This window comes from Fulvimarina pelagi HTCC2506 (assembly GCF_000153705.1).
GTDB classification, from domain to species: domain Bacteria; phylum Pseudomonadota; class Alphaproteobacteria; order Rhizobiales; family Rhizobiaceae; genus Fulvimarina; species Fulvimarina pelagi.
Genome location: NZ_DS022272.1, coordinates 3575135 through 3600094 on the forward strand (window position 1 = coordinate 3575135; position 24960 = coordinate 3600094).

General features: G+C 64.3%; 26 protein-coding genes and 1 pseudogene. 17 read left to right on the top strand and 10 right to left on the bottom strand.

All coding sequences use genetic code 11. The features are described 5' to 3' along the window. From flgA to flgH, 4 genes are read left to right on the top strand one after another with little or no spacing between them, the layout of a single operon-like run. Entirely contained in the window at positions 1–462 is a 462-nt protein-coding gene (flgA, locus tag FP2506_RS16590; protein ID WP_007068752.1) for a flagellar basal body P-ring formation chaperone FlgA, read from the top strand. After that, the gene (gene flgI / locus FP2506_RS16595) at positions 459–1658 is read left to right on the top strand and encodes a flagellar basal body P-ring protein FlgI (protein ID WP_007068753.1); all 1200 of its coding nucleotides are present in this window, start codon (positions 459–461) and stop codon (positions 1656–1658) included. The genes flgA and flgI overlap by 4 nt, the downstream gene beginning before the upstream one ends. Continuing rightward, the gene (locus FP2506_RS16600; RefSeq protein WP_007068754.1) at positions 1655–2275 is read left to right on the top strand and encodes a MotE family protein; all 621 of its coding nucleotides are present in this window, start codon (positions 1655–1657) and stop codon (positions 2273–2275) included. The genes flgI and FP2506_RS16600 overlap by 4 nt, the downstream gene beginning before the upstream one ends. Beyond that, on the top strand, positions 2272–2979 hold the full coding sequence (gene flgH / locus FP2506_RS16605) for a flagellar basal body L-ring protein FlgH (protein WP_007068755.1): 708 nt from the start codon (positions 2272–2274) through the stop codon (positions 2977–2979). Before FP2506_RS16600 ends, flgH begins: the two co-directional genes overlap by 4 nt. Positions 2980–3021: 42 nt before the next feature. Here flgH and FP2506_RS16610 read toward each other — a convergent pair whose 3' ends face one another. After that, positions 3022–3585, bottom strand: a complete 564-nt coding sequence (locus tag FP2506_RS16610) for a TadE/TadG family type IV pilus assembly protein (protein ID WP_007068756.1) — start codon at positions 3583–3585, stop codon at positions 3022–3024. Continuing rightward, positions 3585–4121, bottom strand: a complete 537-nt coding sequence (locus FP2506_RS16615) for a TadE/TadG family type IV pilus assembly protein (RefSeq protein ID WP_007068757.1) — start codon at positions 4119–4121, stop codon at positions 3585–3587. The genes FP2506_RS16610 and FP2506_RS16615 overlap by 1 nt, the downstream gene beginning before the upstream one ends. 205 nt (positions 4122–4326) lie before the next feature. Here FP2506_RS16615 and FP2506_RS16620 point away from each other — a divergent pair, with 205 nt between their 5' ends. The 13 genes and pseudogenes from FP2506_RS16620 (at position 4327) to FP2506_RS16680 (ending at position 15984) form a co-directional block, all read left to right on the top strand. After that, positions 4327–5268: an NUDIX hydrolase gene (locus FP2506_RS16620; protein WP_148227719.1), complete on the top strand. Its 942-nt coding sequence runs from the start codon at positions 4327–4329 to the stop codon at positions 5266–5268. A 178-nt stretch (positions 5269–5446) separates the two neighbouring features. After that, positions 5447–6448 (top strand): quinolinate synthase NadA, encoded by a 1002-nt coding sequence (gene nadA, locus FP2506_RS16625; protein ID WP_007068759.1) that lies wholly within the window; start codon positions 5447–5449, stop codon positions 6446–6448. Between the two features lie 74 nt (positions 6449–6522). Further along, positions 6523–8139 carry an L-aspartate oxidase gene (locus tag FP2506_RS16630; RefSeq protein ID WP_081448382.1) on the top strand — a complete coding sequence of 539 codons (1617 nt, stop codon included), beginning with the start codon at positions 6523–6525 and terminating at the stop codon, positions 8137–8139. A 30-nt stretch (positions 8140–8169) separates the two neighbouring features. Further along, a complete protein-coding gene (nadC, locus tag FP2506_RS16635) occupies positions 8170–9042 on the top strand; it encodes a carboxylating nicotinate-nucleotide diphosphorylase (RefSeq protein WP_007068761.1) in 873 nt (290 codons plus the stop codon). A 219-nt stretch (positions 9043–9261) separates the two neighbouring features. After that, positions 9262–9552: pseudogene (gene rplU / locus FP2506_RS16640) on the top strand (50S ribosomal protein L21); the annotation flags it as partial. Positions 9553–9677: 125 nt separating this feature from the next. Further along, positions 9678–9947, top strand: coding sequence for a 50S ribosomal protein L27 (rpmA, locus tag FP2506_RS16645; RefSeq protein ID WP_007068763.1), 270 nt, complete (start codon positions 9678–9680; stop codon positions 9945–9947). A 133-nt stretch (positions 9948–10080) separates the two neighbouring features. Beyond that, positions 10081–10653: a GNAT family N-acetyltransferase gene (locus FP2506_RS16650; protein WP_007068764.1), complete on the top strand. Its 573-nt coding sequence runs from the start codon at positions 10081–10083 to the stop codon at positions 10651–10653. Continuing rightward, positions 10623–11213, top strand: a complete 591-nt coding sequence (locus FP2506_RS16655) for a DUF3833 family protein (RefSeq protein ID WP_007068765.1) — start codon at positions 10623–10625, stop codon at positions 11211–11213. Before FP2506_RS16650 ends, FP2506_RS16655 begins: the two co-directional genes overlap by 31 nt. Positions 11214–11257: 44 nt before the next feature. Continuing rightward, on the top strand, positions 11258–12313 hold the full coding sequence (gene obgE, locus FP2506_RS16660; protein WP_007068766.1) for a GTPase ObgE: 1056 nt from the start codon (positions 11258–11260) through the stop codon (positions 12311–12313). Then, entirely contained in the window at positions 12310–13464 is a 1155-nt protein-coding gene (proB, locus tag FP2506_RS16665) for a glutamate 5-kinase (protein WP_007068767.1), read from the top strand. The genes obgE and proB overlap by 4 nt, the downstream gene beginning before the upstream one ends. Next, entirely contained in the window at positions 13464–13970 is a 507-nt protein-coding gene (locus FP2506_RS16670) for a DUF6653 family protein (protein WP_007068768.1), read from the top strand. The genes proB and FP2506_RS16670 overlap by 1 nt, the downstream gene beginning before the upstream one ends. Before the next feature lie 68 nt (positions 13971–14038). Further along, positions 14039–15331 carry a glutamate-5-semialdehyde dehydrogenase gene (locus FP2506_RS16675; RefSeq protein ID WP_007068769.1) on the top strand — a complete coding sequence of 431 codons (1293 nt, stop codon included), beginning with the start codon at positions 14039–14041 and terminating at the stop codon, positions 15329–15331. A gap of 77 nt (positions 15332–15408) precedes the next feature. Next, on the top strand, positions 15409–15984 hold the full coding sequence (locus FP2506_RS16680) for a nicotinate-nucleotide adenylyltransferase (RefSeq protein WP_007068770.1): 576 nt from the start codon (positions 15409–15411) through the stop codon (positions 15982–15984). Positions 15985–15990: 6 nt separating this feature from the next. Here FP2506_RS16680 and FP2506_RS16685 read toward each other — a convergent pair whose 3' ends face one another. The 8 genes from FP2506_RS16685 to tolB all read right to left on the bottom strand — a co-directional run bounded on the left by FP2506_RS16685 (position 15991) and on the right by tolB (position 24928). Then, positions 15991–17535, bottom strand: a complete 1545-nt coding sequence (locus tag FP2506_RS16685; RefSeq protein ID WP_007068771.1) for a tripartite tricarboxylate transporter permease — start codon at positions 17533–17535, stop codon at positions 15991–15993. 12 nt (positions 17536–17547) lie between these two features. Continuing rightward, the gene (locus FP2506_RS16690) at positions 17548–17979 is read right to left on the bottom strand and encodes a tripartite tricarboxylate transporter TctB family protein (RefSeq protein ID WP_007068772.1); all 432 of its coding nucleotides are present in this window, start codon (positions 17977–17979) and stop codon (positions 17548–17550) included. Between the two features lie 61 nt (positions 17980–18040). Continuing rightward, positions 18041–19030, bottom strand: a complete 990-nt coding sequence (locus tag FP2506_RS16695; RefSeq protein WP_007068773.1) for a Bug family tripartite tricarboxylate transporter substrate binding protein — start codon at positions 19028–19030, stop codon at positions 18041–18043. A gap of 91 nt (positions 19031–19121) precedes the next feature. Next, on the bottom strand, positions 19122–20498 hold the full coding sequence (gene tilS, locus FP2506_RS16700; RefSeq protein WP_007068774.1) for a tRNA lysidine(34) synthetase TilS: 1377 nt from the start codon (positions 20496–20498) through the stop codon (positions 19122–19124). A 13-nt stretch (positions 20499–20511) separates the two neighbouring features. Then, positions 20512–21426 carry a tol-pal system protein YbgF gene (ybgF, locus tag FP2506_RS16705; protein ID WP_007068775.1) on the bottom strand — a complete coding sequence of 305 codons (915 nt, stop codon included), beginning with the start codon at positions 21424–21426 and terminating at the stop codon, positions 20512–20514. A gap of 377 nt (positions 21427–21803) precedes the next feature. Continuing rightward, complete coding sequence (locus FP2506_RS19030) at positions 21804–22271, bottom strand: hypothetical protein (protein ID WP_156414008.1); 468 nt, start codon at positions 22269–22271, stop codon at positions 21804–21806. 527 nt (positions 22272–22798) lie between these two features. Further along, entirely contained in the window at positions 22799–23329 is a 531-nt protein-coding gene (gene pal / locus FP2506_RS16715) for a peptidoglycan-associated lipoprotein Pal (RefSeq protein ID WP_007068777.1), read from the bottom strand. A 333-nt stretch (positions 23330–23662) separates the two neighbouring features. Continuing rightward, complete coding sequence (tolB, locus tag FP2506_RS16720) at positions 23663–24928, bottom strand: Tol-Pal system beta propeller repeat protein TolB (protein WP_425277094.1); 1266 nt, start codon at positions 24926–24928, stop codon at positions 23663–23665. Positions 24929–24960: the final 32 nt, after the last annotated feature.

Here is a 24960-nt window from a genome sequence, read left to right on the forward strand (position 1 = left end):
ATGGCCGGGCGCCTCCTCAAGACCGCGCTCGCGCTGAGCCTCGGCCTATCGGGCGCCACCGGATCGCTCGCCGCCGAGCTCGACATGCCGGTTCCCGGCGTCGTCATCTATCCCGGACAGGACATCGTCGCGGCGGGCCTTTCGACCCGCACCTTCATCGTCAAGGACGAGAAGGTCGGCCTCTTCGTCGTCGACAGGGAAGATCTTTACGGCCATGTCGCGCGCCGCACGCTACTGCCCGGCAAGGCGATCCGACGCGCCGACCTGACGACGCCGGACGCCGTCAAGGCGGGCACGAACGTCACGTTGATCTATGCGGAGGAGGGGCTGGTCATCACCGGCCTCGGCATGGCGCTCGAGTCGGGCCAGGAAGGCGAGACGATCCGCGTCCGCAATACCGATAGCGGCATCACCATCTCGGGCCGAATATCGCCCGACGGGACGATCGCCGTCGAAGGATGATGCCAGTGCCCCGCCGCATTCTCACAGCACTTGCAAGCCTTGCGATCTCACTCGCGCCCTCGGCAATGGCGGCCGACTATCCCGGCACCGACTATGCCGGCTACGCCCCGGCCTCGCCCGGCTACGTGACCGGCGACCCCGGCGGCGCGGCCGGAACCGTTCGCATCAAGGACATCACCAACGTGCGCGGCGTGCGCGGCAATCAGCTCGTCGGCTATGGCCTCGTCATCGGCCTTCAGGGCACCGGTGATTCCATGCGCAACTCGCCCTATACCGAGCAGTCGCTGCAATCCATGCTCGACCGCATGGGCGTCAACATCCGCTCCGACCGGGCAGGTGGCAAGAACGTCGCGGCCGTCACGGTCACCGCCGAACTGCCTGCGTTCATCGGCACCGGCTCGCGCATCGACGTCAACGTCGCCTCTCTCGGCGATGCGACCTCGCTGATGGGCGGAACGCTCGTCATGACGCCGCTGTACGGTGCCGATGGCGAGATCTACGCGGTGGCGCAGGGCCCCGTCGCCGTTTCCGGCTTCACTTCCGAGGGCGCGAGCGAGCGTCTGACGCAGGGTGTGCCCACGGCAGGCCGCGTGCCGAACGGCGCCTTCGTCGAGCGCGAGGTTCCGGGCCATTTCTACGACGACGGCCAGCTCTCGATGGAGCTCTCCAATCCCGACTTCAAGACGATGGTCCGCACCGTCGACCTGATCAACGCCTATGCGCGCAACCGCTGGGGCCGTCCGGTCGCTCGGGAAGAGGACTTCCGGACCCTCCATCTCGACCGGCCGGCCAATGTCTCAGCCGTCCGTTTTCTCGCCGAGATCGGCGATCTGCGCGTCGATCCCGATCAGGTCGCCAAGGTCGTGATCGACGAGCGAACCGGCACGATCGTCATCGGCCAGAACGTTCAGATCTCCACCGTGGCGCTCACGCATGGCAATCTCACCGTCCGCGTGTCGGAACTTCCCGCCGTCTCCCAGCCCGCGCCTTTCTCCGACGGCGAGACGGTCGTGACCTCCGAAACGATCGTCGACACCAATGAGACGGGCGGAAATTTCGCCTTCGTCGGCGGCACAGATCTCGAAACCGTGGTGCGCGGCCTTAACCGCATCGGTCTCAAACCCTCAGGGATCATCGCGATCCTGCAGGCGATCAAGACCGCCGGCGCCCTTCAAGCCGAACTGGTGGTGCAATGACAGCCCGACCGACAACACGTTTCACGCTCTTTCTCGCGCTCGTCGCGACGGCCGCGGTCAGCCTCCCTCACGCCGCCTTTGCGGCCGGCGCCGAGACACCGGCCGCGCCGCCTGAGATCCCACCCCAGGAGGTGCGTATCATCGACGAGGCGACCGGGGAGCCGAAGGCTGCCGAGGAGAAGCCGATGTCGGAGGTCGAACGCTACTGCCTCAACATCGCCGACAAGGCCCAGGACGCGCGCCACGCCCTTCAGGCAAAGCAGCTGAGGGACATTGAGTCCGAGATAACGGCCAAAATCGACGAGCTTGAAACCCGGCGTGCGGACTATCAGGAGTGGATCAAGGAGCGTAAAGCCTTCCTCGACAACGCCTCCACGATCGTCGTCGACATCTACGCCCAGATGAAGCCGGACATGGCCGCGCCGCAGCTTGCCAAGCTCGGCACGGAGAACGCGGCGATGATCCTCGTGCGCCTCAAATCGCGCCAGGCGAGCAGCGTGCTGGCCGAGATGGAGCCGGACAAGGCTGCCGAGATCGCCAGGCTCATCGTCGAGAAGACCTCGACCGACACCGGCCAAGACACCGAAAGCCAGACCGTCGCGGAGAACGCATCGTGACCCTCAGATACGCGGCTCCACTCGTCCTCGTACTCCTTGCCGGATGTTCGACCAACAGCCAAGACGCCTTTCGCGAGCCGGCGCTTTCGCCGGTCGGCGCGGGCATCTACCAGTATCCGAACCTTGTCACGCCGGCTTCCTTCCCGAAAGGCGGGACGGGCGCGAAGAACTCGCTCTGGACGGATTCGCGCGCCGACTTCTATCAGGATCCGCGCGCGCTCTCGATGGGCGACATCGTGACGGTGAAGATCAACATTTCGGACAAGGCCTCCCTCGCCAATCTCTCCGAGCGCGAGCGCGAGTCCGGTATCTCCGGCGGTGCTGATATCTCCGGCAGCTTCGGCAGCTGGGCGCTGCCGACCGTCGGCGCGACGCTCGGCCTCGACGGGGGATCGGACGCCAAAGGCAGCGGCCGGGTTAAACGCTCGGAGGACATCGAGCTCTCGGTCGCAGCGGTCGTCACCCAGGAACTGCCGAACGGCAACCTGTTCATCTCCGGCCAGCAGGAGGTGCGCGTCAACTTCGAGGTGCGCGTTCTCTCGATCGCCGGCATCATCCGCCCGCGCGACATCCTGCCGAACAATACGATCGACTACGATAAGATCGCCGAAGCCCGCATTTCCTACGGCGGACGGGGCCGGATCACCGAGGTCCAGCAGCCCGGCTGGGGGCACCAGGTCTACGACACCGTCTCGCCCTACTGACGGGACCGTGGTGCTGGTCGACCCGGTTCGGACAATGCCTGCTCAGCAGTCGCCGCACGGAATGTTTTCGGACAACCGCGGAACGGACGCGAACTGCCTGTCGATTTCGAGGCTGGACGCGATCACTGTGTTGATCAGAGGCGATTCGTACGTGTATCGCGTGTCGACGATGATCAGAAACTTGCTCGGGTTCTGCTTCAATTCGTCAGACAGCGGATAGCTGGACCCCTTGGCGAATCCCGCGCCGCTGTCCTTCTTCGACCAGGCGACCTTGCCTTTACCCTCGTCGTCGATCTCGATGGCGGAGATTGTTACAGCAAGTTTGCTGGCGTTCAGCGGGTACATGATCGCCTCTGAGATCTCGAAGATGCTGTTAATCTCACTCGACGAGATCGAGCGTGTGCGAGAGACGAGATCGCCTATGGTCTCAGCGGCCGTGTTCGCCTTGCTGGCGCCTTCGTAGATCTTGGAGCCCTCGAACATGCCGAGATAGAGAACGACGAACAACGGCAGGATCATCACGCATTCGATTGCGGCGACACCGGTATTGGCGGCGGCGAAACTGCGACGGGCGGAGCGGAATCGTCTCGAAATCGTGGCGATCATCAGAAGGGCTCGTTACGGAATGCGGCGACGGAGGCAAAGGTCAGCTTGCCGTTATCGTCCCCGGATAGGGCGTGAAGCATCGAAGTCTGCCATTCCCACTCGTAGAAGACCCGAAGCACGTTGATGTCCTCGCTGCCGCCCAGATCGTATCCGAACCCATCCGGATCGTAGCTCAGATCGATGGCGGAGTAATCGTCGAAGGTCTTGAGGTCGACCTGGATCTTGTCACAGGCGAGGAAGTAGTCGATGCGGTCGCAGACGAGCTGCTTGAACTCCTCCTTGGTCGGAGCTTCGTCGCCCGCACTCTGCAGCTGGCCGGTCAGGATCTGTCGCGCCACGCCCTGGACCCCGCTTTCGAGGACGATCCCGGCCGTGAAAAGAATGGCGGTCTCGATAATTGCAAGAAAGAGCGCGAAGAATGGGAATGCACACAGCACGAATTCAATCGCAGCGACGCCCCCGCGATCCTTCCGCAGACGCTTGAAGAGGCTACCGAGTGTCCTGGCGTTCGAGTTGTGAAAAGCGGTCTCTCGCATGGACCCCTCCTTGATCTTACTTCGTTAGACGACGGAAGAGTTCAACGAGGGGTGAATCCGGACATCAGGCCAGGCGCCAAGATGGATTCGTCGTTACCGTTAGGTGAACGAGCGAGCCTTCTAAGGCTTCCTTAAGCGGCCCGATCGTTGCTATCTGGAGGAACCGAGCAGCGCTTTAGGGATGGGCGAGCGAAATCCGATGAGCATGGCCGAGCGAGCGGACGGTGCTGTGGAGCTCCACGCCCACCAGGGGCAAACCGTCGGGGTGGGCCTCAACGCGGTCGTCGTTGCCTTCGACGATGCCGGCCCGCGGGTGCTCCTCGCCAATTCCGGTGAGGAGGGAATGCCTGCGCTGCCCTCCGGCCCGCTCGAAGCGGAGCACCGCACCCTCGAGGCCGGTGTCCGCAGCTGGGTGGAGCGTCAGACAGGCCAACCCCTCGGTTTCGTCGAACAGCTCTACACCTTCGGCGACAAAAGCCGGCCCGGCACGAGGCGCTTTGTCTCTATCGCCTATCTGGCGCTGGTGCGCGGCGCGGCCGACGAACGCCCCGCCGCCGGCTGGGCCGATCTCTATGCCCATTTCCCCTACGAGGACTGGCGCGACGGCGCACCAGGCTCGATCGCGCTTCTGCGGGAGGATTTGCAGGATTGGGCGGAAGACGCCGGCTCCGGAACGAAACGCGGCCGTCTCGCCCGGATCGCGTCCGCGTTCGGGGAGGACGGCCAGCGATGGAACGAGGAGCGCGTGCTCGAACGCTACGAGCTTCTTTACGAGGCCGGTCTTGTCGCCGAGGCGGGGCGCGATCGCGGCTGCGCGGTTCGCGCACGGGCCGATACCGGGGTGCCGCTAGCCCTCGATCATCGGCGCATGCTGGCGACGGCGATCGGCCGGCTGCGCGCCAAGATCAAGTATCGTCCGGTTCTCTTCGAGCTGATGCCGGACGAATTCACCCTGTTCGATCTCCAGCGCATCGCCGAAGCGCTGTCGGGCGTTCGCCTGCACAAGCCGAACTTCCGGCGTTTGATGGAAAGCCAGGGGCTGATCGAGGAGACCGGCCGCCTCTCGACCCAGACCGGCGGCCGGCCGGCCAAGCTTTTCCGCTATCGTCCGGAGATCACAATGGAACGTCCCGGCGAAACCGCCTGAAATCAAGCTCTTCGTCTCAGATGACGAAATCGTCACTGCGCCACTTCGCACAAGATTTGACCTCCCGACTTGCATTCCCGTACTTATGCTCATATCTAGCATAAGCCGGCTCGGGAAGGGCCGAATGACAACCCGCGTCTTCAGGCTTCGGCCCGGTCGCGGATGGAGGTGACCCGCGATGACCGAACTCGTTCTCGAACGCCCAAAACTCCGGACGACCGACGCGCTTTACGACAAGGTGAGCCGTTTCATTCCGAAGCCCGAATGGGCGACGATGGAGGATGACGTTCAGGCCATCCTCGATCTGAAGCGCGAGACGAACGCCGTCATCCTCGCCCACAACTACCAGACGCCGGAAATCTTCCACACCGTCTCCGACATCGTCGGCGACTCGCTGGCGCTTGCCCGCGAGGCCGTGACGACCGATGCCGACGTCATTGTCATGGCCGGCGTCCACTTCATGGCCGAGACGGCGAAGCTCCTCAACCCGGATAAGACCGTCCTCATCCCGGACATGCGCGCCGGCTGCTCGCTCGCCGACTCGATCACGGCTGAAGACATCGCACTGCTCCGCCAGAAATATCCCGGCGTTCCGGTGGTGACCTACGTCAACACCTCGGCCGAGGTGAAAGCGGCCTCGGACATCTGCTGCACCTCGGGCAACGCACATGCCGTCATCCGTTCGCTCGGCGTGCCGCGCGTCCTGATGCTGCCCGACGAATATCTCGCCCAGAATGTCCAGCGCGACATTCCCGAGGTCGAGATCCTCACCTGGGCCGGCCACTGCGAAGTCCACGAGCAGTTCACCCCGCAGGACATACGCGACATGCGTGAGGCCTATCCGGGTGTGACGATCCTCGCCCATCCGGAATGCCCGCCGGAGGTGGTGGCCGAAGCAGACTATGCCGGCTCGACGGCAAACATGTCGGACTTCGTGGCGAACAAGAAGCCCGCGCGCGTCGCGCTTATCACCGAATGCTCGATGAGCGACAACGTGGCGGCTGCGAACCCGGAGACGGAATTCGTCAAGCCGTGCAATCTCTGCCCGCACATGAAGCGGATCAACCTCAAGAACATCCGCTCGGCGCTGGAGAACATGGAACACGAGGTGATCGTGCCGAAGCATCTTATGGCTCCGGCGCGCCGGGCCGTTGAACGGATGCTCGAAGTCAGGAACTGAGCGAACGGCTCTCGTGGCGGCGTCCTTCAGATGCCGCCATCCCTTCCTTGTCCAGCCTCGAGAAGGCAAGCGGCATGACCTTTCATCACATCCCGGACCACTTCGACGCCGTGAGACCGTCGGTCGAAACGCCTGCTCTTGTCATCGGAGCGGGGGTCGCCGGCCTGACGACTGCGCTGAAGCTTGCCGAGCATGGGCCGGTGACACTCGTCACCGCCGCGCCGCTCGGCCTTGAGGCGGCGACCGACTGGGCGCAGGGCGGCATCGCCGCAGCGCTTGGCCCAAGCGACGGACCCGAGGCCCATGCGCGCGATACCGTCGCGGCCGGCGCCGGTCTGACCGAGCCGGAGGTCGCCCTCCTGGTCGCGACCGAGGTCCGTGATGCGGTCCGCTGGCTTGATGGTCTCGACGTTCCATTCGATCGCGAGAACGGGGGCGAACTGTCTCTCGGTTTGGAAGCGGCTCATTCGGCCCGCCGTATCGTCAAGGCCGGCGGCGACGGTACCGGCCACGCCGTTCTGAAGGCACTGGTCGGAGCCGCGCGTGCCAATCCGCGTATCACTGTCCTCGAACGCGTTGCAGCCACGGCGCTTCTGAAGGACGGGGAGGGGCGTGTGGCTGGCGCGCTCTGCCGTGCGATCGGCGGCGAGGCGTTCGCCATCGCTGCAGGCGCTACCGTCCTCGCCACAGGCGGGCTCGGCGCCCTCTACGCCCAGACGACGAACCCTTCCAGCGCAACCGGATCCGGCCTCGCGCTCGCCGCCCGCGCCGGTGCGTTCCTGCGCGACATGGAGTTCGTGCAGTTCCACCCGACCGCGATCGATATCGCCGCGATGCCCGGCGCGCCGCTGCCGCTCGCAACCGAAGCCCTGCGCGGGGAGGGTGCGATTCTCCTTAACGGCAGGGGCGAACGCTTCATGGCGGATATACCGGGCCGCGAACTCGCCCCGCGCGACGTCGTCGCCCGCGCGATCTTCGCCGAGCGGGCGAGAGGCGACGCCGTCACCCTCGACGCCACCCATCTCGGCGCGGCGATCGCGAAGCGCTTCCCAACGGTCACTGGCCTATGCCGCGCAAACGGCATCGATCCGGCGATGCAGGCAATCCCGGTCACGCCCGCCGCGCACTACCACATGGGCGGCATCGAGACCGACGCGCTCGGACGCTCCTCCGTGCCCGGCCTTTGGGCGGCCGGCGAATGCGCCTCGACAGGCCTCCACGGCGCGAACCGTCTCGCCTCGAATTCGCTCGCCGAAGCGCTCGTCTTCGGACGCCGGATCGCCGAGGACATCGCCGCCTCGGGTCCACAAGCGGGATCGGCTCGCCTGGCGCTCGCAGGCGCGCCGTTGCGGTCTCCGAAGGAGCGCGAGGCCCGCGACGCCCTGTTCGCGACCCGCGCGATCATGGCCCGCAATGTCGGGGTCTCGCGCGATGTTGAGGGTCTCGATCAGGCAATCGACGATCTCTCGCCTCTGGCGGCCCGCGGCTTTGCCGCCGCCGAAATCGGTCTCGTGATCGCGCGGGCCGCGTTGGCCCGCGAGGAAAGCCGCGGCGCGCACTTCCGGACCGATCATCCACAGGAGGACGCGCCCGTGCACAGCCGCATGCGGCTCCACGACCTCGTCGCAACCCACGATCCGCATCCCGCCGCCTTTCGGAGCGAGGCGACAAGCCCGGCGCTCGCCGGCTGACCCTTGCCCATCGAGAAGAGATCAGACCCCATGTCCGCCCTGCGTGCCGCGGCCCTCGCCGGCCCCTCCCGCTTTTTGATCGAGCCGATCGTCCGCGCCGCTCTCCACGAGGATCTCGGCCGCCGTGGCGACGTCACGTCCGAAGCCGTTGTTCCCGCGGATGCGCGGATGCGCGGTCAGATTGCCGCCCGCGAGCCTGGCACGCTCGCCGGCATCCAAGCAGCACGTCTCGCGTTCGAACTGGTCGATCCCTCGGTCAGCCTCGAAATCGTCGCGGCGGATGGGGCGTTCTTCGAGCCCGGCGATGCGGTGCTGCGGATGGAAGGTCCCGCGCGCTCGATCCTTACGGCCGAGCGTGTCGCTCTCAACCTCCTCTGCCATCTCTCCGGCATCGCGACGGCGACCGCCGATCTCGTCGCGGTCGCCAAGGCGCACGGCAAGGCCGACATCGTCTGCACCCGCAAGACGACGCCCGGCCTGCGCAACCTCGAGAAGCATGCCGTGAAGGCCGGTGGGGGCGGCAATCACCGATACGGCCTCGACGACGCGATCCTCATCAAGGACAACCACATTGCCGTCGCCGGCTCGGTCTCGGAGGCGATGAAGCGCGCGAAAGCCTATGCCGGCCATATGCTGATGATCGAGGTCGAGGTCGACACGCTCGAACAGCTCGAAGAGGCGATGGCCCACAGGCCGGGCGCGGTCCTCCTCGACAATATGAGCCCGGAGTTGCTTGCGGAGGCCGTCCGCATCGTCGACGGACGCGCGATCACCGAGGCCTCGGGCAGCATGACAAAGGAAACCATCGGCCCGGTCTCCGCTGCTGGCGTCGACCTCATTTCTGTCGGCTGGCTCACCCACTCCGCCCCGATCGTCGATCTCGGTTTGGACGAGATAGGCTAGAACAGACCGACACACGGCAACACCGGTCCGTGACCGCCCGCGTGCTTGACGACCCGGCAGTCCGCGCTTATACGAGCCCTCGAACGAAAGGCTGGAACGCATCCATGCGTGATCCAGCCTTTTGGTGTCTTAAACGTCAACCGACTGAACAAGAAGACGGCCCGGCGAACCTGCCTCCGCAGGATCAGCACGAGAGCCGATCAGACGAACGGAGATAAAATGTTCGCAGTCATCAAGACCGGAGGCAAGCAGTATCGCGTTGCCGCCGATGATCAGTTCACCATCGAACGCATTCCGGGTGAAGCCGGCGACAAGGTGGAACTGGCCGAAGTCCTCATGGTCGGCTCCAAGATCGGAACGCCGTTCGTGAATGGCGCCAAGGTCACCCTGGAAATCGTCGAGCAGACGCGCGGAAAGAAGGTCATCTCCTTCAAGAAGCGCCGTCGCCAGAATTCCAAGCGCACACGCGGGCATCGCCAGGACCTCACCCGGGTCCGCGTCGCCGACATCGCCGGCGCGTAACCGGGAATTTCGTCGAAGCGACCTAAAAAACGGGTCGCATGAACCGATCAAACGCATAGTCTGGGCTGAACACGAGCCCATCGGCCCCGCAAGCGGGGTAAGGAGAGTTCGAAATGGCACATAAGAAAGCTGGCGGTTCCTCGCGCAACGGACGCGACTCGGAATCCAAGCGCCTCGGCGTGAAGAAGTTCGGCGACGAGCAGGTCATCGCCGGCAACATTCTCGTGCGTCAGCGCGGCACGCGATGGCATCCGGGCGTGAACGTCGGAATGGGCAAAGACCATACGCTGTTCGCCAAGGCAGACGGCAAGGTCGTCTTCCAGAAGAAAGCGAACAAGCGCACGTATATTTCCGTACTCCCGGCGGCCGCCGCCGCTGAATGACCGGTGTCCTGAGTAGCGCCGGCGTCTCATAGCCCCGGCGTTTCAGGAAGCCCCGCATCGAAGGTTTCCGGCAAAGAACGAAAGGGGAGATGGGCCGCCATCTCCCCTGATTTCGTTTCTGCCGGAGGCCAAGATGAGAGACGAACTGATATGCGCAGGTGACGACGACGAAGAGTTGAGAACGCGGCGGCTCGCCTTGCGAACGCCTACGGTAGCGGACGCGCCGGTGATCGCCCGGCACCTTTCTGACTACGACGTCGTCTCAATGCTCTCGCGAGTGCCTTGGCCTTACGAGATGGAGGACGCAGAAGACTTCCTCCGCGAGATCGCAAGTCGTCCGGAGAACGCGATTTTCGCCATCACCCTCCGCGAGACCGGCGACCTCATCGGCATCTGCGGCCTGCACCGGGCTCAGAATGGCCGCGCCGAACTTGGCTACTGGCTCGCGCAGGACTTCTGGGGTGCGGGCTACGGGACGGAGGCTGTGCAGAAGCTGATCGACTACGGCTTCGAGATCCTGAAGCTCGGCCGCATCGATGTTTCCTGCCGTGTGGTCAACGATGCTTCAAGGCACCTCATCCGCAAGTGCGGCTTTGCCTTCGTCGGACCCGGCATGATCGAATCGCTCGCCTCAGGCCGTGTCGCCAGCGAGCATTACATGCTCGACAAGTGCTCATGGCGCTCGATCCGAATGTGGGGACGCTGATGCGGAACATCGCCAACACGCTTCCGATCCTCGCCGGCGCGGTGACCCTCGTGCTGCTGACGCCGGTTTCGCTTGGAGGCGCGACGGCCCGCCCGGACGTGAAGGCGACAGCACCGCTCGCCTTCTTCGACGGGGCCTCGAAGTCGCGAGGCACGATCACCACGCTTTTCATCTGGACGGAGGCGTTCACGGCCGGCTTCGAGGGCACATACGACCAAGGGGAACTCAAGCTCGACGAGCGTTTCAACTTCGCCGACGGCGAGGCCCTGCAGCGCTGGGATCTCTTCGCCCATCGCGACGGCTCGATCTCTGGTACGGTCTCGACCGAGATCGATGGAGGCACGATGACCGAACCCCAGCCGGTCTCAGGCACCTACGACGAGACGAGCCTCGACCTCGACTACGACGGCTACGCGCCCAACGGCTCGCAGACGTTGTTCCACTTCAACCACGCCATGCGTCTGCTTGGCGATGGCACGATGACCAACGACGTGACTGTCTCGAAATACTATCTGCCGCTCGCAAGTTCGAACGTCACCTTCTATAAGCCAAGCAACTGAACGACGCCGACCGAACCCGAACAACGAAACATCGAAAGGCCGCCATGAAATTTCTCGACCAGGCCAAGGTCTACGTCCGTTCGGGCGATGGCGGGGCGGGGTCCGTCTCGTTCCGGCGCGAGGCGCACGTTGAGTTCGGCGGGCCGGACGGCGGCGACGGCGGCCGCGGCGGCGATGTCTGGGTGGAGGCCGTCGAAGGCCTTAACACCCTCATCGACTATCGCTACCAGCAGCATTTCAAGGCCGAGACCGGCGTCCATGGGATGGGCCGCAACCGTCATGGCCGCAACGGCGAGGACATCACGCTGAAAGTGCCGGCTGGCACGCAGGTCTTCGCCGAGGACAACGAGACTCTGATCTGCGACCTCCAGAAGGTCGGCGAGAAGAAGAAGATCGCCGCCGGCGGCAATGGCGGCTTCGGCAACGATCGGTTCAAGTCCTCCGTAAATCAGGCGCCGCGCCACGCCAATCCCGGCCAGCCCGGCCAGGACCTGACGATCTGGCTGCGCCTGAAACTCATTGCCGATGCCGGCCTCGTCGGCCTGCCCAATGCCGGCAAGTCGACCTTCCTTTCGACCGTCACCCGAGCTCGCCCGAAGATCGCGGATTATCCCTTCACGACGCTCCACCCCGGCCTCGGCGTTGCCAAGATCAATGCCAGCGAGTTCGTCATCGCCGATATTCCGGGACTTATCGAAGGCGCCCATCGCGGCGTCGGGATCGGCGACCGTTTCCTCGGCCATGTGGAGCGCACCAGCGTCCTCCTCCATCTCGTTTCCGGCAATGAGGAAGACGTCGCACATGCCTACCGCACCGTGCGAGGCGAACTCGAAGCCTACGGCCACGGTCTGACCGACAAGCCCGAAATCCTCTGCCTCAGCCAGGTCGATACGCTCGACGCCGAAGCTCGCGCCGAAAAGCTCGCGGCCCTCAAGGAGGCTTCCGGCAAGACTGCGCTCCAGCTCTCGGCCGTCAGCCGGGAGGGGCTGACGGAGGCATTGCGCAGGCTCGCGTCCGAGATAGCCGCCGGCCGCGAGACACCTGAAGAAGAACCCGGCGAATGGCGCCCCGACCTTGCCTATGGGGACCCCGACCGATGAGTTTTCCGCTTTCCAAATATAAGCGGATCACCATCAAGATCGGCTCCGCTCTCCTCGTCGACCGCGGGCGCGGCCTGCGTCGCGTCTGGCTGGAATCCCTCTGCGAGGACATCGCCCGGCTCGCGGGCCGAGGGCACGAAATACTCGTCGTCTCCTCCGGCGCCATCGCCATGGGCCGCACGCTCCTGAAGATCGCGCCCGGACCGCTAAAACTAGAGGAAAGCCAGGCCGCGGCAGCGGTCGGCCAGATCGCGCTGTCACGCACCTATTCGGAAATGCTCGCCCGGCACAATTTCGAGGCGGGGCAGATTCTGCTCACCTTCAACGATACCGAGCACCGCCGCTCCTATCTCAACGCGCGGGCAACGATCGGCACGCTTCTGTCCATGCGCGCGATTCCGGTGATCAATGAGAACGACACGGTCGCGACCGGCGAGATCCGCTACGGCGACAACGATCGTCTCGCCGCTCGCGTCGCGACCATGGTGGACGCCGATCTCCTGATCCTCCTCTCCGATGTCGACGGCCTCTATACGGCGCCCCCCGCGAACGATCCGAGCGCAACGCATATTCCTGTCGTCGAGAAGGTGACGCCGGAGATCGACGCCATGGCTGGTGCCGCCGGTTCGGAGCTTTCGCGCGGTGGCATGAAGACCAAGATCGACGCCGCCCGCATCGCTACGGCCTCCGGCACGGACATGGTGATTACCCTCGGCAAGCGGCTCTATCCCCTGTCGGCGATCGAGGACGGTGAACGGCTCACCCACTTCAAGGCGATCGACACGCCGACGAACGCCCGCAAGCGCTGGATCGCAGGCCACCTGTCGACGAGCGGTGCGATCACCGTCGATGTCGGCGCTCTCAAGGCCGTTCGCGCCGGCAAGAGCCTCCTGCCCGCCGGCATCGTCAAGGTCACCGGCACATTCAGACGAGGCGATGCCGTCGCCATTCTCGACCAGAAGGGAAGGGCTGTTGCCTGCGGGCTGATCGCATACGATTCCGAGGACGCGCGCAAGATTGCGGGCCTTCGCTCCGACGCGATCGAGGATGCTCTCGGCCATGAGGGTCGCGGCGCGATGATTCATCGCGACGATCTGGCGATCACGGGCGCGGAGGGCGCGACCAGTGCCGAACTGGAAGAGGCCAGGTGATGGACATTTTTCGCGCGAGCGAACGGCTGATGGGCATGGACGATGCCACCTGGGCCCGGCACGCAAATCCGATCAGTGTTTGGACCCGCGTCGCCATCCTGCCGGCTCTCGCTTTCGCCATCTGGTCGCGCGTCTGGATCGGCTGGTGGGCGCTCATCCCCATCGTGCTGATCGTAGCATTCACGTTCGTCAATCCGCGGCTCTTCCCGCCGCCGGCCTCTACGGACAACTGGGCTTCCAAGGGCACGTTCGGCGAGCGCGTCTTTCTCGCGCGGCGAGCCCATCCGATCCCCCGCCATCACGAACGGATGGGGCTGATCCTCTCGGCCGCGAGCGGGCTCTTCGTAATTCTGCTCACCTATGGCCTGATCGTCCTCGACGCCTGCGCCACCGTATTCGGCACGATCGGAACCCTCGCTGCCAAGCTCTGGTTCGTCGACCGAATGGTTTGGCTCTTCGACGACATGAAGGATACAACGCCAGCCTACCGCGGCTGGCTCCGATAGCCTGAAAAATCTTGAGAAGATCGCGCCCCGACCGCCGATAGGGCGCCAGAAACAACGGATCGAAAAGCATGCTCGAAACCGTCAAACGCCAGGCCGAAGACGCCTCAATCACCGAGCTGATGCACGGCATCGGTGTCCGCGCTCGTACTGCCGCCCGTGTGCTCGCCACCGCGTCGACGGAGCAGAAGAACACGGCGCTCGAGAAGATGGCGGACGCTCTGGTCGGCTCGCTCGGAACCATTCTCGCCGAGAACGAAGTCGACGTCGCGCGTGCCCAGGAAAAGGGGTCGCCGGCCTCCTTCATCGACCGGCTGACGCTGAACGCTGCGCGGGTCATCGCCATGTCCGAGGGCCTCCGCTCGATCGCCGAGCTCCCCGACCCCGTCGGCGACGTCATGGCCTCCTGGACCCGGCCCAACGGCCTCGACATCAGCCGCGTGCGTACGCCGCTCGGCGTCGTGGGCGTCATCTACGAGAGCCGGCCGAACGTCACCGCCGATGCCGGCGCGCTGTGCCTCAAATCCGGCAATGCCGTTATCCTGCGCGGCGGCTCGGACTCGGCGAATTCTTCCGCCGCGATCCACGCGGCGCTGCGCGCCGGGCTGGTCGAGGCGGGTCTCCCCGAACACGCCATCCAGATCGTGCCCTCGACCGATCGCGCCGCCGTCGGCGAGATGCTCGCCGGGCTTTCCGGCAATATCGACGTCATCGTGCCGCGCGGCGGCAAGAGCCTCGTCGCCCGCGTCCAGGCGGAAGCCCGCGTGCCGGTCTTTGCCCATCTGGAAGGCCTCTGCCACGTCTATATCGACGGCTCGGCCGATCGCGACATGGCGGTGAACGTCGTGGTGAATTCCAAGATGCGCCGCACCGGCATCTGCGGCGCGGCCGAGACGCTACTTGTCGACCGCAAGGCGAAGGACACGCTCCTCGCCCCGGTTCTCGATGCACTCGCCGAAAAGGGTTGCGAAATCCGCGGTACCGACGAGGTGCGTGCGATCTACCAGGGGGCGAACGCGTCCACCGAAGAGGATTTCGCGACCGAATATCTCGACTCGATCATCTCTGTCGCGCTGGTCGATGGCGTTGAGGATGCCGTCGAGTTCATCGAGGCCCATTCCTCGCACCACACCGAGGCGATCGTCGCCGAGGACGAGGCGGCGGTCGAGACCTTCATGAACGGCATCGACTCGGCCATCCTCCTCCACAACGCATCGACCCAGTTCGCCGATGGCGGCGAGTTCGGCATGGGGGCCGAGATCGGCATCGCGACCGGGAAGATGCATGCGCGCGGTCCCGTCGGCCTCGAACAACTGACCAGCTTCAACTACCGAGTTCGCGGCTCCGGGCAGACGAGGCTCTGAGTACCATCGCAGGCGCTTCGATCAGTGATCCGTCGGCCACCTCGAGCGGCCTGATCCCGTACGACCTGAAGATCCCGATGGCAGGCGCCGGACAGGCGATCGGCCTTTACGGCGGCTCGTTCAACCCACCGCACGAAGGGCATCTTCTCGTCGCCGAACGGGCGATCAAGCGGCTCTCGCTCGATGCCGTCTGGTGGCTGGTCACGCCCGGCAATCCGCTGAAGGACCATGGCGAGCTTCGACCGCTCTCCGATCGCCTCGATGCCGTGCGCGATCTCGCGCGCGGACCCCAGCACCGGGCGACCGCCTTCGAGGCGGCCTATCACGTGCGCTACACCGCCGACACGATCCGTATCGCCCGACAGCGCGTCCCGCATGGCAACTTCGTCTGGATCATGGGCGCCGACAGCCTGACCAGCTTCCATCGCTGGCAGGACTGGCAGACGATTGCCGAGACCGTCCCCATCGCGGTCGTCGACCGGCCCGGCGACACGCTTTCGACGCTTTCCTCCAAATTCGCGATCCGCTACGAGCGTTTTCGTATCCCCGAGCACGAGGCCGGCACCTTGGCCTTCCGCCCCGCGCCGGCCTGGACGTTTCTTCACGGGACTCGAACGGCGATGTCCTCAACCGCGCTCAGGGACAAACGCTGAGCTCTATCAGTCCGGATCGGCCATTTCCTTCTCGGTCGCGCTGATACCCGCCGGCTTCTTCCTGATCTGACCCATGACGATCGGGAAAACGAAGCCGCCGATCGCGAGCAGCCAGAGGACGATGGAGATCGGCGAGTCGATGAGCGCCCAGAGATCGCCGTTCGAGATCGTCATCTCGCGGCGCAGGTTCACCTCCATCGCATTGCCGAGCAGGATGCCGAGAACAACAGGCACGGTCGGCACCTCGATCTTGCGCAGGAACCAGCCGAGCACGCCGAAGAGCACCACCATGGTGATGTCGAAGGTCGAGCCGGAAATGCCGTAGACGGAGACGAAGGAGATCATCGCGACCGCCGGCATCAGATAGCGCACCGGTATCAGCAGCACCCGCGCGAAGAGCGCGATCAGCGGCAGGTTCATGATGAGCAGCATCACATTGCCGATGAAGAGCGCGGCAATCAGGCCCCAGACGACGTCTGCGTTCTGGGTGAAGAGCAGCGGTCCCGGCGTGATGTTGAGGGCAAGCAGCATGGCGAGCAGCACGGCCGTCGTGCCCGAGCCAGGAACGCCGAGCGCCAGCATGGGCACGAGCGCTCCGCCGGCCGAGGCGTTGTTGCCGGCCTCCGGTGCCGCGATGCCCTTCGGATTGCCCGTCCCGAAGCTCTTGTCCTTGTCGCTCCATTTCTTCTCGAAAGCGTAAGCGAGGAAGGAGCCCAGCGAGGCCCCTGCGCCGGGCAGCACGCCGGCGACGAAGCCGATCATGGTGCCGCGTCCGGTCGCGCCTGCCGTGTCCTTGAGCATGCTGACCGGCGGCATGATCCGCCCGGTGATCTTCACCTTGTCTTCGCCGGGTCCGGAGCGCTCGCCCCGATGTTCGAGGAAGAGGAACACCTCCGACACCGCGAAGAGGCCGACGATGGCGACGAGAAAGTCGATGCCGTCGTAGAGATGGACCTCGCCGAAGGAAAAGCGCGGCACGCCCGTCTGGCCGTCGACGCCGATCATCGCAATGCCGAGGCCGATCGCCGCCGCGAGCGCGCTCTTTGCCTGGTTCTTGGCCGAAAGCCCGCCGAGCGTCGCGAAGGCCAGCACATAGAGCGCGAAATATTCCGCCGGGCCGAAGAGCAGCGCGATCGCGACCAGCACCGGCGCAAGGAAGACAAGACCCCAGGTCGCGACGAAAGAGCCGATGAAGGAGGCGATGCCGGAGATCGCCAGCGCCTCCCCGGCATGGCCCTTCATGGCCATCGGATAGCCGTCGAGCGTCGTCATCATCGCCGGTTCGTCGCCGGGAATGTTGAGGAGGATCGAGGAAATGCGCCCGCCATACATCGCGCCGTAATAGACCGAGGTCAGCAGGATGATCGCGGGCGTCGCGGGCAGGCCCAGCGTGAAGGCGAGGGGTATGAGGATCGCAACGCCGTTCGAGGGCCCGAGCCCCGGCAGTGCGCCGATGATGGTGCCGAGGAAGCAGCCGACAAATGCGAGGAAGAGGTTTTGGAGGGTGAAGGCGACGGAGAAACCGTCCGCCAGCGACGAAAGGGCTTCCATGGCGATCGCTCCCTAGAAGCCGAAGGGGCCGCGCGCGAGCGACAGGCCGAGAATGAGGTGGAAGACGACATAGATGCCGATAGAGACGGCAGCGCCTGCGATGATCGCCTCGATCAGTCCGCAGCCAAGCCGCCAGGCGAGATAGGCGCCGACGATGAAGGTGCAGATCAGAAAGCCGAGTTCCGGAAGCAGCTGGCCGTATCCGAAGAAAATCACCGCCGCCGCGAGGATTTCGACGATGCGCGAGAGCGCCGGCCAACCGGGTTCCGGATCGGGCTTGACCGCGATCACCAGTCCGCAGAGCCCGAGAACGACGCCGATGACGATCGGAAACGCACGGGGCCCGAGCGGATCGGTGATGAATGAGAGCTGGATCTGGTAGGCCGCCCAAATGAAAAAGGCGGCGAGCAGCACCATCGCTCCGCCGAAAATGCGATCGGTCATGATCCCTCCCGAACCGCGACCCGAATGAAGTGGGCGGCCCGAAGGCCGCCCGCTGGATCGATTACTGGATTAGGCCGATTTCCTTCGAAATTTCCTGGATCTCCTGGATGTTGTCGGCGACGAACTGGTTGAATTCCTCACCCGAGAGATCGAGCGGAGCGAGGCCGTTCTGGGCCATCACCTGCTTCCACTCCTCCGAGGCATAGGTCTCTTCGATCGCGCCCACCCAATACTCGTAGGCCTCCTCGCTGATTCCGCCCGGAGCGTAGAAGCCGCGCCAGTTGGCGCCGACCGCGTCGATGCCCTGTTCCTTCGCGGTCTCGAAGTCGGCGAAGTCGCCATCGAGGCGTTCCGGCGCCAGCACGGCGAGCACCTTGATGTCGCCGGAGTCGACGAAGCCCTTGGCCTCGGACGCATCGCCGGTGAAAGCCTGCAGCGAGCCACCGAGGAGCTGGGTCACCGCTTCGCCGCCGCCATCGAAGGCGACGTATTTGATCTGGCGCAAGTCTTCGATCCCGGCCTTGTCGGCCGCAATCAGCACCTTCAGATGATCCCAGCCGCCGACGGCCGAGCCGCCGCCGATCGAAATCGACGTCGGATCGGACTTGATGGCGTCCATCAGGTCGGGCAGCGTTTCCATTTCGCTGTCGGCCGCAACCGCGATCACGCCGTAATCGGCGCCGACCGACCCGAGCCAGCGCACCTGATCCATCGTGTTGCCTGGATAGGCGCCCTGGGCGAGGCGCGTGGTCGTCGCCGTCGAGGCGGCGACGAAGGTGTCATTCGAGTCATTGCGCTTGTTGACCACCTCGGCATAGGCGACACCGCCGCCGCCGCCAGCCATGTTCGTCACCTGAACGGTGCCGGGCACGAGCTCGAGGTCCTGCATGGTCTTGCCAACCTGCCGGCAGGTGAAGTCCCAGCCACCGCCCGCCGCTGCCGGCGCGATGCATTCCGGATTGGACGGCGTGAAACCGCCATCCTGAGCGAGCGCGGGAACCGCCAACAGCAGCGCAGCCGTGATTGAGGCCCGAAAAGCCAATGATGTCATGATGATCGTCCTCCCAAGATCGATACAGGCAGATTACAAGTTCCTGTGATCGAGGCAAGGGCTTAGCCGTCAATTAATCAGTAAATCAGATTTATTCGCCGAGAGGATTGATCCTGTCGACAGGAAGGTCCGCGAGAGATCGCCATTGCACCCGGCAACGGATCGACGCAAAGACCGGAGTTGCGCGATTTCGGCTCTCCCGAGCAGCGACATCTTGCGTTCCGGCAAGCACCGTTCCGTCGTCCGCAATTATGGCCGGCAGCGTGCGCGTCATGGCGTTACCGCGGCCTGTCGTACCGTAGCCGGCGAGGATCGCTCTATGAACACGCGCCGCTTCGCGCTCCACGGCACTGAGGGCGATGTCGAACCTTCCGTCGAAGACGAGGCGGTCAAGGCGCCACGGTTCCGCAATCGACGGCAGTCCGGTGCGTCCATATTCGCGGTGGATTTGAATGACATTCCCATCGTTAAGCAGCCGAGCGCCGCCGAGGGTCGTCGCGCATCCTTCCGCCCTGCCGCGTAGCTTCTGGGCCAGCCGGGCCACAGCGGAGCGCTCCGGCGGCCTCGTACTTCCGCCGGCGGCCCTGACGACGCGGGCCAGCAGATCCTCGGCCTCTACTGACGGCATCACGCGAAAAGCATCCATGCCGATGGCGACGCCCCCACCCTCTTCTGTGAAGATCAGATCGCCGTGCGCCATCATCGTGGACACCGTCCCGGCAAGCGCGATCTCCTCCCGCGCCCGTGTCGCGGCCGCCCTTCGTTGCACGTCCATGATATCGGCGATCCGCTCGTCCGACATTCCGGCGATCGCGTGCCGGTGCCGTACCCGCGTGAAGCGTCTATCGGCGTTCGAAGGATCGTCGACCGAAGCAATGCCAGCTTCGGCAAGGACCGCCCACAATTGTTCTGCGGGGATCTCCAGAAAGGGCCGGACGAGCGTTAGCCTCGGTTCGAGATCGCGTGAGGCTCGCATCCCGGCGAGCCGGTTTTCCCGGTCGCCCCGTTCCAGCGCCTGCAGTACGGTTTCGATCTGGTCGCCCCGATGATGCGCGGTGAGGATTGCACTCGCACCGATCCGACGGGCCTCTTCCGCGAGCAGCCGATAACGCGCCTCTCGCGCCGCCGCCTGCAGATTGCCGGACCCGTCCCAACCTTCCCAGGTTAGCGTCTCGTGCGGTACGCCGAGCCGTTGGCTGACTTCCGCTACATGGGCCGCTTCCATGTCCGCCTCGCGCCGCAGGCCGTGATTGACCGTCGCGGCGTGAACCGCAAACACAAGATTCGGCAAACGGCTCGCGAGGACGAGCAGAGCGAGGGAATCGGGTCCGCCTGAGACTGCAATCAGCAGGCGTTGCGGCGAAGGAGTATGGCCTGCAAGTCGGCAGTTCCACTGCAACCGGTCCTGTAGATCGTCCGGCGTCAGCGGCCGCGTCCCGGCCGGTACATGCGGAAAGTAGAGCTTCACCGACCCGGAACGGTCAGCAGCTGGCGCTCTTCTGCTCTTCGCCGAGCTTGCGGCGCACGGAATCGCTCATCTGCGGATAGCGGTCGGCGACTTCGCGGTAGGTGATGCAGGCCGTTTCTTGATTGCCGAGGGCGGCAAGCGACATGCCGAGCTTCAGCATCATGTCCGGGGCCTTGTCGGCCGCGGGATTGTCCTTCTGGGCGTTCAGGAATACCTCGGCCGCGTCGGCATAAAGCTGCTGCTGGAAGAGGCTTTCGCCAAGCCAGTACTGCGCGTCGGAAGCGTCAGCCGCGTCGGGATAGGTCTGCACATATTGCCGGAACGACTGCTCCGCGCTCGCATAATCGCCTGCGAGGAGCTGGTCGTAGGCTTGATCGTAGACCGCGCTCGATCCGCCCGAAGGCGCCGCGACCGGCTGGTTCGGGGCGGCCGGTTGCGTGCTCTCGCCGCTTGCAGCCCCGTCGGCATCGCCGATGATCGCAGCGATGTCCTGATCCGAAAAGCCTTCAGCAGGCGTCTCTGCAGTGTCCGATCCAGCCGCCTCTCCGGCCGCTGGCGCTGGGTCGCTGCCGAGATCGCCGCGTTGGTCCGGTAAGCCGTCGCCCGAGCCTGCCGAGCCAGCCCCCTGTTCCAGTTCCTGGAAGCGGAAGTCGTTGTTCTCCTGAGCACGGCGCATGTCTTCCTGGGCCTGCAAGAGCTGGAAGGAGAGCTCCTCGACCCGGCCGTTCAGCCGGCGCACTTCGTCCTCCAGGCGCTGGATGCGTGAGAGGACGTCGCTGGTCTGCGCAAGCACGACCGGTGCCTCGCCGGCCCGAGTAAGCTCGACGGACTGTGGTGCGGCGGACATCGTGAAGGCCGAGGCTGTGATGGGCGCGGTGAAAAACGCTGCCGAAGCGAGAACCGCAAAAAGGCTCGGACGGCGAAACATGGGTGGACTCCTTCAGATGGCTCGCATGAGATCTTCGCGCGGACGAAAGATCGTGCCTCGCTATTCTCTTTCTAGGACGGAGCCTTAGCAGTTCGACGGGAATCGAGCCAAATTCGGGCGAAGGAGGGTCAGGTGCCGTGCCGTGTACTGCTGCCATCCCAGTCACCGCTGGAAACAGCAGGCGACTTACCACTCAGCTAGGCAGGCTTCCGGTGAACCGACCGGCTTTGCGTGACCAGGCAATCCGCACTTCGCGTATAATCCGTAAGAGCTGCTGACCGCGATCTCGCTGATAGGGGCGGACGGAAGTCACCGGGCACCTGTTTGGCAGATCATCCCTTCAAACAGGGAGGACGTTTCGAAACCTGCCTGTAATATTATTGAGCCGTAGAGCGGCGTCCGAGATCTGCCGTAAACGGGAACTGGATGATCGTCAGCATTCGAATCAAGTCGGCTCTCTCCGACCGGCTCAGACCATTGAGCAGGGCAGAGTGGCTTTCTTGCACTGCGTGATAAAAGGCGTCGACCAGACGACCGGCGTTCGGTCCTAAGTGCAGGATCGATTTTCCTGCCATGATCTGAACCGTCAACACGTCTTCTCGTACGAACCGTTCGATCTCGAAGTTTACGGAGTCCACCCAAAGCCCCGCCATCTCCGAGATCTTTTCCGCCGAGATTCCATCGGTGCGGAATGTCTGCGCAAGCACCGTCAGTGCGACAAGGGTTAGTTCGTACCCGCGGTCCCGCATTCGGCGCTGAATGTCATGTCGGACTCTACGGGCGATATCCGATACCAAGATTCCCAAGAGAGGACTGTTCTTCCGGTATGTCTGGCCCTGTTGCATCGTGTTCGTCATGTGGGTGAATAGGTGCAAGCTTTTGTTTGCTTGCAATAACCTCGTCTTCAGCCGGTGATGAAAACACCGCGATCAGAAGATCGATGGTCTCAAAATCATGTGCCATTGCAGGGCCTTAGGGATGTCGGAGAACTTTCGGACGACACTCAAATACCTATCACGACCGTGTGACATGCAACTGTGGCGGAAATTCGCTCGGTTCGTTTCATCACCTGACGATAGCGGTCTTCCCTTGCCCAAACTTTACTAAGAGTTGTAGATCTTTAGCGATAGAAGTTGATGGATCACGGCTATGGCGGTGGGTTGACCCCGCAAAACCGCTTGGGTTCCGCGTTTTGGCTTCGCGAGAACTAGGTTCTCGTCAGCGGTGCGACCATTTGTCGTTCGATGCGTTTTTTAAATCGCGAGACACCGGCGCGGCCTGTGTTCATGAACCAAAGGTTGTAGAAATTAAAACGGGCGCCTCCCGCGGGAGACGCCCAGAAGAACAATCGGATGCTGTCGAAGAGTTGTGTCTAGCTTCCCGCGCCGCTGAGCACCGTCACCGCGCGGCGGTTCTGGCTCCAGCAAGAAATGTTGTCGCAGACCGCGACCGGACGTTCCTTGCCGTAGGAGATCGTGCGCATGCGGCCGGCATTGACGCCGAGCTGGGCAAGGTAGTCGCGGGTGGCCGCGGCCCGGCGGGCGCCGAGGGCGAGGTTGTATTCGCGCGTACCGCGTTCGTCCGAATGGCCTTCGACGGTGATCTGATATTGCGGATACTGGTTCAGCCATTGCGCCTGGCGCTGCAGCGTCTGCTGCGCGTCGGCGGTGATTGCCGAGGAATCGGTCTCGAAGAAGATGCGGTCGCCGACACTCACCGTGAATTCCTGCGAGGAGCCGGGAGGTCCGCCAGCGCCACCCACGCCGTTCATACCCGCACCGGAAAGGCCGAGCCCGGCGGCGTTGTCCGGCAGGGCGTCCTGCCTATTTGCGCAGCCGGCGACCATCAGGCCGGCAAGGGCCAGAATCGCGAGGCGGCTGCTCAGATTGCGCGAGAGGCTCATCGCCAACTCCTTCGAACGCTGTCGTTTCTCTTAACCGGAGGCTTACCGCGTTTTTGCTTAACGCCCCCTTAAAGCGGTCCGATTACGGGACCGGTTTCGCCCCTTGGTTAACGGCGACCAAACCATTGACAGGATTGGTTCTTGCCTCGCTGCCTAAGGCATCGCAACCCGTTTCGAAAGGCAAAATTCATTGGGCGATTCGCGATGCCACCCGGCAACACCCAAGAGTTTAGTGCTTCCGGCCTTGCGCGGGCCTGACATGGCTTAGCGGAGAAAAATAAGGCCGGCGCCCCTCGACGCCGGCCTTCGAATTTTCCGATCGGAATAGGAGTGTCAGCCGAGAACTGGCGACCAAGCCGGATCGGAGGCGAACCCGTTTGTCGGCACCTTCTGCTCGTTGCGGCCCGAGAGATCGATCGACCAGAGCTCAGGTCCCCCGCCGCCGCGCTGGTCGCGGAAGAACATCAGGACGCGGCCGTTCGGTGCCCAGGTCGGACCCTCGTTGTGGTAGCCGGTCGTCAGGATCCGCTCGCCGGAACCGTCCGGCCGCATCACGCCGATCTGGAACTGGCCGCCCGACTGCTTCGTGAAGGCGATCAGATCGCCGCGCGGCGACCAGACCGGTGTCGAATAGGAACCATCACCGAAGGAAATGCGCTGCTGGTTCGAGCCGTCCGCATTCATCGTGTAAAGCTGCTGGCGCCCGCCGCGATCGCTCTCAAAGACGATCCGCCCGCCGTCCGGCGAATAGGAGGGCGAAGTGTCGATCGCCGCCGTGTTCGTCAGCCGCTGCGTGGCCCGCGAGCGCAGGTCCATGGCGTAGATGTTGGCGTTGCCGTCCTGCTGCAGGCTCATCACCACTTTCTGCCCGTCCGGCGAAAAGCGGGGCGAGAAGGTCATGCCAGGGAAGTTTCCGACGATCTCGCGCTGGCCGGTCTCGAGCTGCAGGAGATAGACCCGCGGCTCGCCGTTGCCGAAGGACATATACGTGATTTCCTGCCGGTTCGGCGAGAACCTTGGCGTCAGGACGAGGTCTTGGCCTTCGGTCAGATAGCGCAGGTTCGCGCCATCCTGATCCATGATGGCGAGGCGTTTCACCCGGTTCGCCTTGTTGCCGCTCTCCGACACGAAGACGACGCGGCTGTCGAAATAGCCGTTCTCGCCAGTGATCTGCTTGTAGACCGCGTCGGCGATGATGTGGGCGATGCGACGCCAGTCGTTCGGATCGGCGTAGAACTGCTGCCCGTCCATCTGCTGGCCCGCGAAGGTGTCCCACAGGCGGAATTCAACGCGCAGCCGACCGTCCGCTTCCCGCGCGACCCGGCCGACGACGAGCGCCTGCGCGTTGATGACCGTCCAGTCCTGGAAGCTCGGCGAGGTGTCCGGCGTCAGGCCCGTCTGGATGAAGGCGGCCTTGTCGATCGGCGCGAAGAGGCCTGAGCGCTTCAGATCCGCCTCGACGACGCTCGAGATCTGGGCACCGATGCCATCTTGCGACTGGAAGTCCGTGATCGCGATCGGCAGCGGCTCCACATTGCCGCCGGAAATGTCGATCGTCACCCGCGCCTGGGCGGTCCCCATTGCCATGAAGCAGGCCATGCCGAGCGTGACCAGCGCCGCGGAAAGTGTCC

Coding starts and splice junctions, on each gene's coding strand:
- FP2506_RS16690 (WP_007068772.1), bottom strand. CDS start 17,979: ATGACCGATCGCATTTTCGGCGGAGCGATGGTGCTGCTCGCCGCCTTT.
- nadC (WP_007068761.1), top strand. CDS start 8,170: ATGTCCGCCCTGCGTGCCGCGGCCCTCGCCGGCCCCTCCCGCTTTTTG.
- FP2506_RS16675 (WP_007068769.1), top strand. CDS start 14,039: ATGCTCGAAACCGTCAAACGCCAGGCCGAAGACGCCTCAATCACCGAG.
- FP2506_RS16630 (WP_081448382.1), top strand. CDS start 6,523: ATGACCTTTCATCACATCCCGGACCACTTCGACGCCGTGAGACCGTCG.
- tolB (WP_425277094.1), bottom strand. CDS start 24,928: ATGGCCTGCTTCATGGCAATGGGGACCGCCCAGGCGCGGGTGACGATC.
- rpmA (WP_007068763.1), top strand. CDS start 9,678: ATGGCACATAAGAAAGCTGGCGGTTCCTCGCGCAACGGACGCGACTCG.
- FP2506_RS16615 (WP_007068757.1), bottom strand. CDS start 4,121: ATGCGAGAGACCGCTTTTCACAACTCGAACGCCAGGACACTCGGTAGC.
- FP2506_RS16670 (WP_007068768.1), top strand. CDS start 13,464: ATGGACATTTTTCGCGCGAGCGAACGGCTGATGGGCATGGACGATGCC.
- flgI (WP_007068753.1), top strand. CDS start 459: ATGATGCCAGTGCCCCGCCGCATTCTCACAGCACTTGCAAGCCTTGCG.
- flgA (WP_007068752.1), top strand. CDS start 1: ATGGCCGGGCGCCTCCTCAAGACCGCGCTCGCGCTGAGCCTCGGCCTA.
- FP2506_RS16655 (WP_007068765.1), top strand. CDS start 10,623: ATGGCGCTCGATCCGAATGTGGGGACGCTGATGCGGAACATCGCCAAC.
- FP2506_RS16680 (WP_007068770.1), top strand. CDS start 15,409: ATGGCAGGCGCCGGACAGGCGATCGGCCTTTACGGCGGCTCGTTCAAC.
- nadA (WP_007068759.1), top strand. CDS start 5,447: ATGACCGAACTCGTTCTCGAACGCCCAAAACTCCGGACGACCGACGCG.
- FP2506_RS16600 (WP_007068754.1), top strand. CDS start 1,655: ATGACAGCCCGACCGACAACACGTTTCACGCTCTTTCTCGCGCTCGTC.
- pal (WP_007068777.1), bottom strand. CDS start 23,329: ATGAGCCTCTCGCGCAATCTGAGCAGCCGCCTCGCGATTCTGGCCCTT.
- FP2506_RS16620 (WP_148227719.1), top strand. CDS start 4,327: ATGGCCGAGCGAGCGGACGGTGCTGTGGAGCTCCACGCCCACCAGGGG.
- obgE (WP_007068766.1), top strand. CDS start 11,258: ATGAAATTTCTCGACCAGGCCAAGGTCTACGTCCGTTCGGGCGATGGC.
- FP2506_RS16695 (WP_007068773.1), bottom strand. CDS start 19,030: ATGACATCATTGGCTTTTCGGGCCTCAATCACGGCTGCGCTGCTGTTG.
- FP2506_RS16610 (WP_007068756.1), bottom strand. CDS start 3,585: ATGATCGCCACGATTTCGAGACGATTCCGCTCCGCCCGTCGCAGTTTC.
- ybgF (WP_007068775.1), bottom strand. CDS start 21,426: ATGTTTCGCCGTCCGAGCCTTTTTGCGGTTCTCGCTTCGGCAGCGTTT.
- proB (WP_007068767.1), top strand. CDS start 12,310: ATGAGTTTTCCGCTTTCCAAATATAAGCGGATCACCATCAAGATCGGC.
- FP2506_RS16685 (WP_007068771.1), bottom strand. CDS start 17,535: ATGGAAGCCCTTTCGTCGCTGGCGGACGGTTTCTCCGTCGCCTTCACC.
- FP2506_RS16650 (WP_007068764.1), top strand. CDS start 10,081: ATGAGAGACGAACTGATATGCGCAGGTGACGACGACGAAGAGTTGAGA.
- FP2506_RS19030 (WP_156414008.1), bottom strand. CDS start 22,271: ATGCAACAGGGCCAGACATACCGGAAGAACAGTCCTCTCTTGGGAATC.